Origin of the sequence: Actinosynnema sp. NPDC049800 (assembly GCF_040656635.1) — a bacterium.
GTDB lineage: Bacteria > Actinomycetota > Actinomycetes > Mycobacteriales > Pseudonocardiaceae > Actinosynnema.
This window is the reverse complement of the sequence record NZ_JBFAMT010000012.1, coordinates 39,513-53,372: the sequence shown is the minus strand read 5'-3', so window position 1 is coordinate 53,372 and position 13,860 is coordinate 39,513. Positions and strand designations below refer to the sequence as shown.

The following is a 13,860-nucleotide window of genomic DNA, read 5'->3' as shown; positions in this document are numbered from 1 at the left end:
GTGGCCGGTACCGACGACAACACGCCGCAGGCAGCCCCGACCGCGGCCGACGCCCAATCCAAGTTCGCCGTGCCCGACGGCGCGGTGCTCGCCCTGCTCGGGTCGCGTGACGAGAACCTCCGGCTCGCCGAGGAACTGCTGGTCGCCGACGTGCACGTGCGCGGCAACGAGATCACGCTCTCCGGCCAGCCCGCGGACGTGGCGTTCGCCGAACGCGTGTTCGCCGAGCTGGTCACGCTCGCCAGCCGCGGTCAGCAGGTCGGCCAGGACACGGTCCGCCGCACGGTCGCGATGCTGTCCGCCGGCACCGCCGAGTCGCCGGCGGAGGTGCTGAGCCTCGACATCATCTCCCGGCGTGGCCGCACCATCCGGCCCAAGACGCTGAACCAGAAGCACTACGTGGACGCGATCGACCAGAACACCGTGGTGTTCGGCATCGGTCCCGCCGGCACGGGCAAGACCTACCTGGCCATGGCCAAGGCCGTGCAGGCGCTGCAGGCCAAGCAGGTCAACCGGATCATCCTGACCCGCCCGGCGGTCGAGGCGGGCGAGCGGCTGGGCTACCTGCCCGGCACGCTGTACGAGAAGATCGACCCGTACCTGCGCCCCCTGTACGACGCGCTGCACGACATGGTCGACCCGGAGTCGATCCCCCGCCTGACCCAGGCGGGCACGATCGAGGTCGCCCCACTGGCCTACATGCGCGGAAGAACGCTTAATGATGCGTTCATCATCTTGGACGAGGCGCAGAACACGACGCCCGAACAGATGAAGATGTTCCTCACCCGATTGGGTTTCGGTTCGAAGATCGTGGTGACCGGTGACATCACGCAGATCGACCTGCCCGGCGGGCAGCGCAGCGGCCTGAAGGTCGTCAAGGACATCCTCGAAGGCGTGGACGACGTCCACTTCTCCGTCCTGACCAGCAACGACGTGGTCCGCCACCGGCTGGTCGCGGACATCGTGGACGCCTACGAGAAGTGGCAGGTCGAGCAGGACGAGGGCGACGCGGCCAACGGGCACCAGCACCACGCCGGACCCGGTGCGCGGTCGCGCGGGCAACGCCGGGGACGATAGGCGCCGTGAGCATCGAGATCGCGAACGAGTCGGGCGTGAGCGTGGACGAGTCGTCCATCGTCGCCGCCGCCCGGTTCGCCCTGGACCGAATGGGCGTCAGCCCGTTGGCCGAGCTGTCCGTCCTGCTGGTCGAGCTGGACGTGATGGCGGACCTGCACCAGCGCTGGATGGACCTGCCCGGCCCGACGGACGTGATGGCGTTCCCGATGGACGAGCTGGACTCCGCCCGCCGACCGGACGCGGCGGGCCTCGGCCCGGCCCTGCTCGGCGACATCGTGCTGTGCCCGGACTTCGCCAAGGACCAGGCCAAGAAGGCGGGCCACAGCCTGCTGGACGAGCTGCACCTGCTGACCGTGCACGGTGTGCTGCACCTGCTCGGCTACGACCACGCGGAACCGGCCGAGGAGCGGGAGATGTTCACGTTGCAGAACCGCATCCTGGGCGACTTCCGCACGGCCGCGGCCGAGGCCGAGCGCAAGTCGGCGCAGCGCGAGGCCGACTCGAAGCTCCTCGGGGCGGTCGGCCTGGAGGACGCGGACCGGCCCGAGCCGACAGCCTGAGGCGGCCGAGGTGATAGGCAGTTCCGCCGGCTTGCTGGTGCTGGCCGTGGTGTTGGTGTTGTCGGCGGGCGCGTTCGCGGGCGTCGACGCGGCGCTGGGCACGGTGTCGCGGGCACGCGTCGAGGCGTTGCAGCGGCAGGGCCGGGCGGGCACGAGGCACTTGATCCAGCTGCTGGCCGACCGGCCGCGGCACGTGAACCTGCTGCTGTTGCTGCGCCTGGGCTGCGAGCTGGCGGCGACGGTGCTGGTGACCGTGGTGTGCCTCGGGCTCATCGCCACCGACTGGGTGGCCATGCTGGTCGCCGGGCTGAGCATGCTCGTGGTGTCGTACGTGCTGGTCGGCGTGGGTCCGCGGACGCTCGGCAGGCAGCACCCGTACGCGGTGAGCCTGCTCGCGGCGGGCCCGATCCGGGTGCTCGGCCGCGTGCTGGGGCCGTTGAGCAAGCTGCTGATCCTGGTCGGCAACGCGATCACGCCGGGCAAGGGCTTCCGCGAAGGCCCGTTCTCCTCCGAGGTCGAGCTGCGCGAGCTGGTGGACATGGCGCAGGAGCGCGGCGTCGTGGACGAGGGCGAGCGGGAGATGATCCACTCGGTCTTCGAGCTGGGTGACACGATCGCGCGCGAGGTGATGGTGCCGCGCACCGAGATCGTGTGGATCGAGCAGGCCAAGTCGATCCGCCAGGCGCTGGCCCTGTCGCTGCGCACCGGGTACACGCGGGTGCCGGTGATCGGGGAGAGCGTGGACGACATCGTCGGTGTGGTGAACCTCAAGGACCTGGTGCGGCTGACGCTGGCCGAGGAGCCCAACGGCACGTCGGTGGCGGACGTGATGAAGCCGGCGTCGTTCATCCCGGACTCGAAGCCGATCGCGGACCTGCTGCGGGAGATGCAGCTGTCGCGCAACCACCTGGCGGTCGTGGTGGACGAGTACGGCGGCACGGCCGGCCTGCTCACCATCGAGGACATCCTGGAGGAGATCGTCGGCGAGATCACCGACGAGTCCGACACCGACGACCGGCCGCCGGTGGAGCACCTGACCGACGGTTCGGTGCGGGTCAGCGCGCGGTTGCCGGTGGACGACCTGGACGCGTTGTTCGGCACGGAGCTGGACGACCACGAGGTGGAGACGGTCGGCGGCCTGCTGGCGCAGCGCCTGGGCCGCGTGCCGCTGCCGGGCACGGAAGCGGAGATCGCGGGCCTGCGGATGCGGGCCGAGGGCGGCAAGGACGAACGCGGGCGGATGCGCATCACGACGGTGCTCGTGCGCCCGGTGCACAACGGCGACGACAGCGAGGGGACCACCGGTGAGTGAGCTCGACCCCGAGGACCAGAAGATCGTGACGCTGGCGCGCTCGGCGCGGGCCCGCACGGGTGCGGCGGAGGGCGCGGCGGTGCGTGACACGGACGGCCGGACCTACGCGGCCACCACGGTCGCGTTGCCGTCGCTCAAGCTCACCGCCCTCCAGGCGGCGGTCGCGGCGGCGGTGTCGAGCGGCGCCGAGGGCTTGGAAGCGGCAGCCGTCGTCACCGCCTCGGAGTCCGTGGACGCGGACTCCGTCTCGGCCGTGCGCGACCTGACCGCCGGCGCGCCGGTGCTGCGCGCCGACGCGTCCGGCGCCGTGCAGGAGACCGTGTAGGGGCACCCGCACCACGGTCCGCCCTCGTTGGCCAGCCGGGCCCGGTGGCGGGCCAGAGCTGATCGGAGTCATCGGCGACGCCTGCGCAGCAGCAGGTCGAGCACGCGGTACGCGTCCTTCCTGCGTGCGGCCTGCCGCGACCAGACAGCCGGGTACACGACGCCGAGAAGTACGAGGAGCGAAACCAGTCCAGCTGACAGGACGATGTCGACCACGGACACCCGCGTCCCCTTTCACGTTGAGCCCACCCGCTCGGTGCGCTGGTAGTTCCAGCTTCGGGGCTCTCGGGAGCAGGTAGACGAACGGTGACGGAGTTGGTCATCATGTGACGGCCGAGTGGAGCCGGCGGACCGCCGGTTGACGCGCGTTGACAGCTGTTGACAGTTCTTGCCGTGTTGAGGTGTGATGCCGCCCTTCGCTCGACCGGATCCTCTTCCACCGCACCTGCGTGAGTTGAACGAAGCGCTGCACGAGCTGCACCGCCTGGCGGGGAGGCCGAGTGCCCGCCGGGTGGCGGGACATATCAACGCGGGCGCCTTCCGCACCACGGCCACCCACGAATGGGTTCGCCGGGCGTTCGCGAAACCGCTGCTGCCGAACTGGGACCTCCTCGAAGCCCTGGTGACCGTATTGTCGCCGCCGGCTGGGTTGGACACCGCCCTGCAGGTCGAGCGCTTCCGGGTGCTGAGGTTGGCCGCCGAACGGTTGGCCGATGCGCCTGCACCCGACCGCGGGGGTTCGGCAGGAGCACGTGCGCCCCGGACAGCGGGAACGGGCAGCGAGAGCCCGGTGATGGCCTACCCGAGGAGCGCGGACCCCGTGCGCGCACGGCCACCTCTGACTTCGAGCAGCGACGGCGGGGACTTCGCCTTCAGCTTCACCGCGGCGTTCACCCAGCAACTCGGGGCAAGGCTCGCCGAGTCGTCACCTCAACCGCTGGACGAAGGGAACCTCGACCGCCTCCAACCGCGTCCCGGCATCTACGAGCTGTTCCACAGGGGGCAGTTGGTCTACATCGGGAAGGCCGAGCGCACCTTGCCGGCCAACCTCGGTCGGGCGCTCAGGAAGATCTCCGGGCGCCGCGGCTTGGACCCGCGGGACGTCTCGTTCACGCACCTGTACGTGAGCGAGGACTTGACCGCCATCGCTCCCGAAGCGCTGCTGATGAAACGACAGCACGTAGTTCCCCCGTGGAATCGCAACGGGTTCGGCAACAGCGATCCAGGCCGGGGCCGGGATGCCTCACCGGTCGCCGAGGGCCACTTCGACATGCAACATCCCGTGGACCTGTACCTCCCGGTGCGCGAGTTGACCGGTGAGCGCTCGATCAGGGAAGCGGCAGCGGTGCTGAAGCAGTCCTTGCCCTACGCGTTCAGGTACCACGGCGCGATGAAGGACGAGGAGGCGGTCGTGCTGGACTTCGGGGGGATTCCGCCGACAGTGGACTCGGCGTTGGCGCTTCTGGTCAAAGGGCTCGGTGTCGGTTGGCAGGCCACCGCGTTGCCCGGCCACGTGATCGCTTACCAAGAGGACAGGCACTACCCGTCCGCCTTGCGGACCTATCGGAATTCGGTGGTTCAGGGGTTCGTGGTGCACGACCGTTGATGGCGGCGGTGTCCGAAGAGCCGCTCCCGACCGGCCGCCTTGGCAGCTGCCGGTCGGGAAGAGGGCTCTCAGAGCAGCACGCCCGCGCGGCCGAGGTCGTGGTTGAAGTAGGCCGAGAGGGTCGAGGCGGACGCCCGGTAGACGATCGCCTGGGACGCCGGGTCGAGGACCAGGTAGTCCCCGTCGTAGGCGGCGACGGTGAGGAAGTGCGGGACGTTGCGGCCTGACCAGGGCAGGCTGACCATGTTGCCCGCCATGATCGCCGGGCGGCCGTTGCGGACGTGGGTGAGCACCCGGTTCAGGTCGTTGAAGACGACCGTCGCGGACACGCCGTTGGCCGCGAGCGCGCGTTTGACGTCGGACTCGTTCGTGCCGAACTTGTTCGGGTCGTTCCACGTCGGGTCGTAGCCCATGTCGGACCGCGCGCGGTTGATCGCGTCGACCGGGCGGCTCGCGTTCCACGACCTGGGCGTCACGCCCGCCGCGAGCAGGGCGGACACCACGCTGGCCGGTCCGCAGTCCTCGCCCTGGTTGGGTTGACCGTGGAACTGCGACACCGGCACCAGCCGCCCGGTCTGCGTGCCGCAGTCCGGCACGCCGGGGATGCGGTAGTCGTAGCCGGTGGCCAGGTAGGCGTCGGCCAGGTAGCCGCGCAACGCGGGCACGTAGTCCCACAGGTCGCTGGTGAACCCACGCGTGTTGGTCACCGACTGGCCGCGCACCTGGCACGAGATGTCGACCCGCTGCCCGTCCCACACCAGGCCGAGCGACGAACTGGCCGAGGTCGGCGCGGACCGCACGTTCAGCCCGTCGCCGTCGGTGTTGCCGACGGTGGCGGTCGCCGCCGACGCCACGCCGGCGCCGCCGACCAGGGTCGATGCCACCAACACGGGTAAGAGCAGGGCGCGGAGCAGTGTCACGGGAGCCTCCAGAGGGTTACCGGGCGGTCACCCGGGGTGTGAGCCGACCGTGCCGCCCGGGGTTCCGGGCCGGAGAGGGGCGACTTCGTGGTCGCGCAGCGGCTAGGCTCGCGATCATGACCGAGAGAATCGAGTCCTCCGCCCGCCGATGAGCGGGACGACCGGGGCGGGACCCCGGATCAGCCTGTACGAGCACGCCGTGCGGTTGCACGAGCAGCACCCCGACCGACCGCTGCCGAACGAGGGCCGACCGTTCCCCGGCGAGCCGCGCGCGAAGCGCCACTCCGGGCAGGGCGGTCGACGCCGGGTCGGGGCGGACGTCGCCAAGGCCCTGGACCGCCACTTCGCCGGTGACGACCCACCGCAGGCCCTCGCCGAAGCCGTCCGCGACCTCGACGTGCCGATCTTCCGCAACGACCGCATGACCGCCGCGGCGCGCCGGGCCGATCGGGAGCGCGTGCGGGAGACCGGCCGGTGGCTGGTCCGGCACGGCCCGGACCAGCCCGCCGTGGCGTTGGGCCTGGCGCTGCTGGCCACCGGCCGGGACGAGGACGACATCCCGCTGATCCGCACGATCGGCCTGCTGTCGAACTCGTTCGGGTGGTTGGCCGCCGACGCGCTGAAACGTCGGCGCGGCGGCGCGGAGGCCCTGGTGTGGTTGGGCGACCGGGTCGCCGGTTGGGGCCGCGTGTACGTGGTGGAGGCGTTGTGCCTGGTCGGCGGCACGGAGGAACGGGACTGGCTGCTGCGCCGGTCGTGCGACGGAGACTTCCTCAACTCCTACTTCGCGGCACGGGTGGCGACGGCCGCCCACCTGCACGAAGCCATCACCACCTGGTCGGATGACGATTTCGTGGACCACACCGGACTCCTGCTGGCCAGGATCGCGGGCGCGGAGGGCATGGGCGGGACCTTGGACCACTACCCGCACGCGCACGCCGTGCTGGACGCGTACGCCGACCACCTGGGTCGGCAGGCGCCCAGCGCGGGCCGGTACACCCGGGCGGCTGTCATCGCCCACCACCTGCGGGCTTCGGAGATCGGCACGGCCGAGCGGCGGGCACGGTCGGTCGACCGCTACCGGGCCGTGCTCGACCGGGACGAGTGGTGCGCGGTGGTCCGGGCGTTCGTCGACGACCCGGACCAGGACGACGACCTGCGGTGGTTCGAGGAGGCGTTCGCGGCCCCGTTGGGGTTGCGCGCGTTCGCGACCGGGGCGCAGAGTCCCCGGCCCGCCCGTGAGCGCGACGACCGAAAGGACTGACGAGGGCTGACGCGGCGCGGCCGACGGGTGCGGGGACAATGGACGGATGGATGGCTACCGTTCCGGGTTCGCGTGCTTCGTCGGCCGCCCCAACGCAGGCAAGTCGACGTTGACCAACGCGCTGGTCGGGACCAAGGTCGCGATCACGTCGAGCAAACCGCAGACCACCCGGCACACCATCCGGGGCATCGTGCACCGCGAGGACGGCCAGCTGGTCCTCGTGGACACCCCCGGCCTGCACCGCCCCCGCACGCTCCTCGGCCAGCGCCTCAACGACCTGGTGCGGGAGACGTGGAGCGAGGTGGACGTGGTCGGGTTCTGCGTGCCCGCGGACCAGAAGGTCGGCCCCGGCGACAAGTTCATCGCCGCCGAGCTGGAGAAGATCGCCAAGCGCACCCCGGTCATCGGCATCGTCACCAAGACCGACCTGGTCGGTCAGCAGCAGGTGGCCGAGCAGCTGCTCGCGCTGCAGAAGGTGATGGACTTCGCCGAGCTGATCCCGGTGTCCGCGGTGAACGGCTACCAGGTCGACGCCCTGGCCGACCTGGTGCTGGGCAAGCTCCCGGAGGGACCGGCGCTGTACCCGGACGGCGAGCTGACCGACGAGCCGGAGCTGACCCTGGTCGCCGAGCTGATCCGGGAGGCCGCGCTGGAGGGCGTGCGCGACGAGCTGCCGCACTCGATCGCGGTGGTGGTCGAGGAGATGCTGCCCCGCGAGGGGCGCGACGACCTGGTGGACATCCACGCCAACGTGTTCGTGGAGCGGCCGAGCCAGAAGGCGATCATCCTGGGCCACCGGGGCGAGCGCCTCAAACAGGTCGGCATCACCTCCCGCAGGCACATCGAGAAGCTGCTCGGCACCCGCGTGTACCTCGACCTGCACATCAAGATCGCCAAGGACTGGCAGCGCGACCCGAAGCAGCTGCGCAGACTGGGTTTCTAGGGACTGGCGAAGGTGGCGAACCTCTACCGCGACACCGGTGTGGTCCTGCGGGTGCAGAAGCTCGGCGAGGCCGACCGGATCATCACGCTGCTCACCCAGAGGCACGGCAAGCTGCGCGCGGTGGCCAAGGGCGTGCGCCGCACGTCGTCGCGGTTCGGCGCGCGGCTGGAGCCGTTCGGGCACGTCGACGTGCAGTTCTACCCGGGCCGGTCGCTGGACGTGATCACGCAGGTGGAGACGCTGGACGCGTTCGGCGTGGTGCTGGTGGACGACTACCAGCGCTACACGGCGGGGTGCGCGGTGCTGGAGACCGCCGACCGGCTCACCTCCGAGGAGGGCGAACCCGTCCTGCGGCTGTACCTGCTGGTCGCGGGCGCGTTGCGGGCGCTGGCGGCCAAGGAGCGGGACGCCTCGCTCATCCTCGACGCCTACCTGATGCGCGCGATGGCGTTCGCGGGCTGGGCGCCGGCGGTCGACGAGTGCGCCCGCTGCGCCGACCCCGGCCCGCACAAGGCGTTCAACGTGCACGCGGGCGGCATGGTGTGCCCGCGGTGCCGTCCGCCGGGCAGCGCCACGCCGTCCACCGACACGTTGCGCCTGCTCGCGGCGCTGCTGCACGGCCGGTGGGACGAGGTGGACGGCATTCCCGCCGTCGCCCGCCGCGACGCGAGCGGCCTGGTCGCCGCGCACCTGCAGTGGCACCTGGAGCGCCAGTTGCGGTCGCTGCCGTTGGTCGAGAGAAAGGCGCAGGCGACCGACGGTTAGAGTCGCCTGCCGCACGAGAAACCCCTCCGCAGCACACCCCCTGAGAGGACAGCCATGCTCCGCCGACGGCGGGTTGAGCGCGTCCAGCGCGTTCCCCGACCCCCGGAACCGCACCCCACCGGCGCCACGCCGCCGGTGCTGCCCGCGGACCTCGTGCCCAGGCACATCGCGATCGTGATGGACGGCAACGGCCGCTGGGCCAACCAGCGCGGCCTGTCCCGGATCGAGGGGCACAAGCGCGGCGAGGCCGTCGTGGTGGAGGCGGCCAAGGGCGCGATCGAGATGGGCGTGAAGTGGCTGTCGCTGTACGCGTTCTCCACCGAGAACTGGCGGCGCAGCCCGGAGGAGGTCCGCTTCCTCATGGGCTTCAGCCGCGACGTGATCCACCACCGCACCGACGAGCTGGACGAGCTCGGCGTGCGGGTGCGGTGGGCGGGCCGACGGCCAAGGCTGTGGCGCAGCGTCATCAAGGAGCTCGAGGTCGCCGAGGAGCGCACGAAGGACAACGACGTGCTGAACCTGGCGATGTGCATCAACTACGGCGGGCGGGCCGAGGTCGGCGACGCGGCGCGGGAGATCGCCCGGCTGGCCGCGGCGGGCAAGATCAACCCGGAGAAGGTCGACGAGCGGACCCTCGCCAAGCACATGTACCAGCCCGACATGCCGGACGTGGACCTGTTCATCCGGCCGTCCGGCGAGCAGCGCACGTCGAACTTCCTGCTGTGGCAGTCGGCGTACGCGGAGCTGGTGTTCCAGGACATCCTGTGGCCGGACTTCGACCGGCTCGACCTGTGGCGCGCCTGCGAGGCGTACGCCATGCGCGACCGGCGCTTCGGAGGCGCCGTGGACAAGCCCGACGTGGAGGATTCTTAAGTGACCGACGAGGACGCCAAGGTGACCGCGGAGCTGCTCACCGCGGCCCGCGAGGCGTTGGAGATGTTCCACGAGGTGCACGTCGACGACGACGGCGCGCTGAGCTTCCAGCACGCCGAGGTGCCGTGCGCGGTGCAGGCGATGCGGCTGGCCGACGGCCTGACCGTGCTCAGCCTGACCTGCGTGGTGGCGTGGGACCTGCCGAACGACCCCAGCCTGGCCGTGTCCGCCGCGGAACGCGCCGGTCAGGGCCTGTTCGGCACGCTCGGCGTGGTGAACACCGAGCGCGGGATGGACGTGACGTTGCGCTACGCGTTCCCGGCCGAAGGGCTCAAGCCGGAGCCGTTGAGCACGCTGCTGATGCTGGTCGTGTCCACTGCCTCGCAGCTGCGCAACGAGCTGCTGGCCGGAACCGGGGACGGTGCCTGATGGCCGGGGTGATCGTGTACGAGCCCGACGACGAGACGGACGTGGAGGGCCTGCCGTGGGCCATCACGTTCGAGGCGTCGGCGGGGGAGGAGTGGGCCTCGTTCGTGTGCGGGCCCTACGAGCGTGACGACGCCGTGCGGCTGGCCGAGGAAGTGCTGGCTGCGAGCCGCGGCGTGACCGCCGTGGTCGAGCCGCTGCTCCCGGTCACGGAGGCGGTGGACGTGCTGGCGACGATCGCCGAGCTGCGTGACGAGGAAGAGAACCCCGTGTAACGCTGCGTGACCGAACCGGTACGGTCGGCCCGACCGAGCGTCGACCGTACCGGGGGTGCAGTGGTGGGTTCGCTAACCGTCAGGGGTCTCGGAGCCGTGGACGGTGTGCTGGTGGAGGTCGCCGCCACCGACGATCCGTGGGACCTCGGGGTCGACGCCTTGGTCGTCTCCGTCGGCGGGAGCTTCGGCGAACTCGGCGCCGGGCTGGCGCAGCGGTTCCCTTCTTTCGCGGAAATGATCGAAGGGCTCGACCTGTCGCGCATTCCGTCGTCACGACCGCGGGTGGTCGAGCCTGCGGACCTCGGGTCGGTCCGCTTCGTGGTGCTTGCCTCGCCGCACGGCGCGGACGGTGGGGTGAGCGAGGACTCCGTAGCGGGCGCGACGGGGGCGGCCGTCCTCGCCGCCGCCCGCGCGGGCGCGACGGGTGTCGCGATCCCGCTGCTCGCCACCGGTGTCCTCGGACTCGACTTGGAGGACGTGGCAGCGGTCGCCGTGCCGGCGGTGGTGCGGGCCCTGCGGTCACCGGCCCGGCGGGGCCTGCGCCGGGTCGTGCTGTTCGCTCGTCGCGTGCACGTCGTGGAGGTGGTCGAGCGGCAGTGGTCCGCCGGCGATCACCCGGCAGGGTCCTTGGGGACCGTCGAGGTGTCCGACGAGTTGGCCGGTGGCGTGTCCAGCGACCTTGTCGACCCGTCGAAGCCGATCCCGCTGGAACGTGACCGGCTCGGCGTCGGCGCGTACGTGTCGATGTTGGCGACGGTGATCGCCGAACGCGCCACCCCGACGCCGTTGTCGATCGGCGTGTTCGGCGACTGGGGCGCGGGCAAGAGCTTCTTCATGGGCATGCTGCGCGGCCGGATCGAGGAGCTGGCAGGCTCCGGATCACCGAAGTACTGCCACCGCGTCGTGCAGATCGGGTTTAACGCCTGGCACTACGCGGACACCAACCTGTGGGCGAGCCTGGCCGACGTGATCTTCCGGGCGCTCGCCGAGCCCGACCCGGGACCGGAACGGCGGCGCAGCGAGCTGCAGCGCGTGCTGGCCGAGAAGCTCGACCGGCGGGTCGAGCTGGGCAAGGTCAACCAGCGGGCCGAGGCGGAGGTCGCCCGCCTCAAGGCCAAGGTGGACGAAGCCGACCAGGAACACGTCTCCGGCACACGTGACCTGATCACCGCCCTGCGCGAGTCGACCGCGCTCCAGGATCGGCTGGACCGGGTGTGGAAGCGGATCGGCGTCGCCGACGAGGTCGAGCAGGGCAGGCTGCTGTCCCGGCAGTTGCGGGAGAGCAAGTCCGACGTGGACGCGCTGAGCGAGCTGCCACGCGACCGCAGCGGCAAGATGGCGCTGGTGGCGGCGGCCGTGGTGCTCGGCGTCACGGCAGCAGCCGGGCTGGCCGTGCCGTTGATCACGTGGCTCGGCGGCGCGGTGAGCGCGCTCCTCGCCGCGTTGGGTGGTGGGCTGCTGTTGCGTGCCCGCAACGGGCTGGGCGAGCTGCGGACCTTGGCCGAGGACATCCGCGGCGGTCTGGACCGCGTGCACGAGGAACGCGTCCGCGAGCACGTCGCCGAGACCGTTGACCAGCTGCGCAAGGCGGAAGCCGACCACCTCGTCGCCCGGGCGCAGCTGGACGAGGTGGTGACCCAGGTCGGCGAGCTGGGCCGTGAGCTGGCCGACCTCGACCCGGCACGCCGGATGTCGGCGTTCGTCGCCGAGCGGGCCACGGGCGACACCTACACGCGCGACCTCGGTGTCGTGTCGACGCTGCGCAAGGACTTCGAGCAGCTCGTCGCGCTGCTGGCCGACTGGCGGGCGCACCCGGAGGCGGACCCGGAGACCCGGCCGGTCGACCGCGTGGTGCTGCACATCGACGACCTCGACCGGTGCGAGCCGCGGCAGGTGGTCCAGGTCATGGAGGCCGTGCACCTGCTGCTGGCCATGGACCTGTTCGTCGTGGTGGTCGGCGTGGACCCGCGGTGGCTCGTGGGTTCCCTGCGGGACCACTACGCGGGCGTCCTGCACGACGCCGACACCGCCGCGTCGCCGTGGCGGGTCCTGCCGGAGGACTACCTCGAGAAGATCATCAACATCCCGTTCACCCTGCCCGGCATGGCCCCGGGCAGCCTGGGCTCGGTCCTGCGCTCCATGGTGGAGACCGACAGCCCGCCAGTCGGTCCGACGACCCCACCGCCACCCACCGCGGACGGCGGCGCGCCGTCCGACGGGCTGACCGTCGAATCCGGCGCGCAGCTGGACGCACCGGGCTCGACGAAGCCCGCCCGGCCGCTGACCGCGCCGGAGCTGCGGTTCCTGGACGCGCTCGACCGCCTGGTGGACACCCCGCGCGCGGCGAAGCGACTCCTCAACGTCTACCGGATGATCCGCGCGACCCGCGACCTCGGCGACGCGGCGCGCTTCCTCGGCGACGACGACCGGCCGGGCGAGTTCCAGGCGGTGGTCGTGCTGCTCGGGATCACCGCCGCGGCGCCCACGCTGGCCGTCGACGTGCTCGGCGCGCCACCGGACTCGGCGGATGTGCGGGGCGGGCTCGTGCATCGCGACCCGGGCGGGACGTGGGCGGAGTTCGCGGGCGACCTCCTGCCGCGCGACGGGCGGTCACCGATCGTCGGCGCGGTCACGGCCGACGAGGCGGCCAACTGGCTGCGCCTGCACCGAGGGCTCCAGGCGATCACCGACCTGGTCACGCTGCCGGACCTCACCGTGTTCCGCGAGTGGGTGCCGCACGTCCGGCGGTTCTCCTACTTCAACCGCTGACCGTTCCGGCGTCCTTCTCGAGGACCTCGTACCCGACGAACGTGAACATCCGCACGCCCGCGGCCAGCGGTTGCGGTTCGGCGTGGAAGCGGTGGGCGCCGACGCCGAAGCCGGCGTCCGGGTCGGACAGCCAACGGCGGGCGAAGCCGCGCTCCTCGAACCACTCGCAGATCAGCGGCACGCGGTCCGGCGCGCCGCGGTGGCGGGTCCAGATGACCGTGCCGCCCGTCCGGCACAGCTGGGCGCAGTGGTCGACGGTCCGCTCGATGTCCTCGTCGGTGATGTTGCCGAACACGCCGCAGACCAGCACGAGGTCCGCCGGCGCGAGGTCGCGGTAGTGGTCGGTGAGCGAGGCGTCGGCCGTCCGCACCTCCACCCCGGTCAGGCCGGCCGCCCGGGCCGTCGCCTCGGCGACCGCCGCGTTCCGCGGGTCCAACTCGACCAGGCGCGCGCGGACGTCGTGCCGCCGGGGGTGGTCGGCGAGCACCTCCAGCAGGTCGCGCCCCTGCCCCGCGCACAGGCAGACCACCCGCAGCGGCCCGGGCGGGCTGTCGTCCAACGCGGCCCTGACCTGCGCTTGGACGGCCCGCAGTCGCCGGGCGAGCGCGGAGTCCGGGCGGTCGTAGTCGGCGTGCCACCCGTGCCAGTCCACACTCCGAACCTACCGCCCGTGACGGTCACGTGGCCGGCGGCTGAAGACCCGACGTAGGTCGGTGAGCCGTCGGCGGTGGTTCTGGCATCATCTC

Annotated in this window: 15 protein-coding genes; 12 read left to right on the top strand and 3 right to left on the bottom strand. The window is 71.6% G+C overall.

Annotation, left to right across the window (positions count from 1 at the left end; all coding sequences use genetic code 11):
* Genes AB0I91_RS16930 through AB0I91_RS16915 form a run of 4 tightly spaced genes read left to right on the top strand, consistent with a single transcriptional unit; the run spans position 1 to position 3,274 of the window.
* Positions 1-1,077 carry a PhoH family protein gene (locus tag AB0I91_RS16930; RefSeq protein ID WP_498778424.1) on the top strand — a complete coding sequence of 359 codons (1,077 nt, stop codon included), beginning with the start codon at positions 1-3 and terminating at the stop codon, positions 1,075-1,077.
* A gap of 5 nt (positions 1,078-1,082) precedes the next feature.
* Complete coding sequence (ybeY, locus tag AB0I91_RS16925; RefSeq protein WP_498778425.1) at positions 1,083-1,637, top strand: rRNA maturation RNase YbeY; 555 nt, start codon at positions 1,083-1,085, stop codon at positions 1,635-1,637.
* A gap of 13 nt (positions 1,638-1,650) precedes the next feature.
* The gene (locus AB0I91_RS16920; RefSeq protein ID WP_498778434.1) at positions 1,651-2,949 is read left to right on the top strand and encodes a hemolysin family protein; all 1,299 of its coding nucleotides are present in this window, start codon (positions 1,651-1,653) and stop codon (positions 2,947-2,949) included.
* Entirely contained in the window at positions 2,942-3,274 is a 333-nt protein-coding gene (locus tag AB0I91_RS16915) for a cytidine deaminase-like protein (protein ID WP_498778426.1), read from the top strand. Before AB0I91_RS16920 ends, AB0I91_RS16915 begins: the two co-directional genes overlap by 8 nt.
* Positions 3,275-3,342: 68 nt before the next feature.
* Here AB0I91_RS16915 and AB0I91_RS16910 read toward each other — a convergent pair whose 3' ends face one another.
* A complete protein-coding gene (locus tag AB0I91_RS16910) occupies positions 3,343-3,495 on the bottom strand; it encodes a hypothetical protein (protein WP_498778427.1) in 153 nt (50 codons plus the stop codon).
* A gap of 469 nt (positions 3,496-3,964) precedes the next feature.
* Here AB0I91_RS16910 and AB0I91_RS16905 point away from each other — a divergent pair, with 469 nt between their 5' ends.
* Positions 3,965-4,879: a GIY-YIG nuclease family protein gene (locus AB0I91_RS16905; RefSeq protein ID WP_499637412.1), complete on the top strand. Its 915-nt coding sequence runs from the start codon at positions 3,965-3,967 to the stop codon at positions 4,877-4,879.
* A 68-nt stretch (positions 4,880-4,947) separates the two neighbouring features.
* Here AB0I91_RS16905 and AB0I91_RS16900 read toward each other — a convergent pair whose 3' ends face one another.
* A complete protein-coding gene (locus tag AB0I91_RS16900; RefSeq protein WP_499637410.1) occupies positions 4,948-5,799 on the bottom strand; it encodes a C39 family peptidase in 852 nt (283 codons plus the stop codon).
* A gap of 148 nt (positions 5,800-5,947) precedes the next feature.
* Here AB0I91_RS16900 and AB0I91_RS16895 point away from each other — a divergent pair, with 148 nt between their 5' ends.
* The 7 genes from AB0I91_RS16895 (at position 5,948) to AB0I91_RS16865 (ending at position 13,114) form a co-directional block, all read left to right on the top strand.
* On the top strand, positions 5,948-7,063 hold the full coding sequence (locus AB0I91_RS16895) for a hypothetical protein (RefSeq protein WP_499637408.1): 1,116 nt from the start codon (positions 5,948-5,950) through the stop codon (positions 7,061-7,063).
* A 46-nt stretch (positions 7,064-7,109) separates the two neighbouring features.
* Entirely contained in the window at positions 7,110-8,006 is an 897-nt protein-coding gene (gene era, locus AB0I91_RS16890; RefSeq protein ID WP_499611035.1) for a GTPase Era, read from the top strand.
* A 12-nt stretch (positions 8,007-8,018) separates the two neighbouring features.
* Positions 8,019-8,771 (top strand): DNA repair protein RecO, encoded by a 753-nt coding sequence (recO, locus tag AB0I91_RS16885; RefSeq protein ID WP_498786898.1) that lies wholly within the window; start codon positions 8,019-8,021, stop codon positions 8,769-8,771.
* A 54-nt stretch (positions 8,772-8,825) separates the two neighbouring features.
* Complete coding sequence (locus AB0I91_RS16880; RefSeq protein ID WP_498786897.1) at positions 8,826-9,644, top strand: isoprenyl transferase; 819 nt, start codon at positions 8,826-8,828, stop codon at positions 9,642-9,644.
* Positions 9,645-10,073: a YbjN domain-containing protein gene (locus tag AB0I91_RS16875; protein WP_230566865.1), complete on the top strand. Its 429-nt coding sequence runs from the start codon at positions 9,645-9,647 to the stop codon at positions 10,071-10,073. It begins immediately after the preceding gene.
* Positions 10,073-10,345 (top strand): hypothetical protein, encoded by a 273-nt coding sequence (locus AB0I91_RS16870; protein WP_499637406.1) that lies wholly within the window; start codon positions 10,073-10,075, stop codon positions 10,343-10,345. The genes AB0I91_RS16875 and AB0I91_RS16870 overlap by 1 nt, the downstream gene beginning before the upstream one ends.
* Positions 10,346-10,441: 96 nt before the next feature.
* Positions 10,442-13,114 (top strand): P-loop NTPase fold protein, encoded by a 2,673-nt coding sequence (locus AB0I91_RS16865; RefSeq protein ID WP_499637404.1) that lies wholly within the window; start codon positions 10,442-10,444, stop codon positions 13,112-13,114.
* Here the strand turns inward: AB0I91_RS16865 and AB0I91_RS16860 are convergent.
* On the bottom strand, positions 13,104-13,766 hold the full coding sequence (locus AB0I91_RS16860; protein WP_499637402.1) for a class I SAM-dependent methyltransferase: 663 nt from the start codon (positions 13,764-13,766) through the stop codon (positions 13,104-13,106). The genes AB0I91_RS16865 and AB0I91_RS16860 overlap by 11 nt on opposite strands.
* Positions 13,767-13,860: the final 94 nt, after the last annotated feature.

Coding starts and splice junctions, on each gene's coding strand:
- AB0I91_RS16895 (WP_499637408.1), top strand. CDS start 5,948: ATGAGCGGGACGACCGGGGCGGGACCCCGGATCAGCCTGTACGAGCAC.
- era (WP_499611035.1), top strand. CDS start 7,110: ATGGATGGCTACCGTTCCGGGTTCGCGTGCTTCGTCGGCCGCCCCAAC.
- AB0I91_RS16880 (WP_498786897.1), top strand. CDS start 8,826: ATGCTCCGCCGACGGCGGGTTGAGCGCGTCCAGCGCGTTCCCCGACCC.
- AB0I91_RS16870 (WP_499637406.1), top strand. CDS start 10,073: ATGGCCGGGGTGATCGTGTACGAGCCCGACGACGAGACGGACGTGGAG.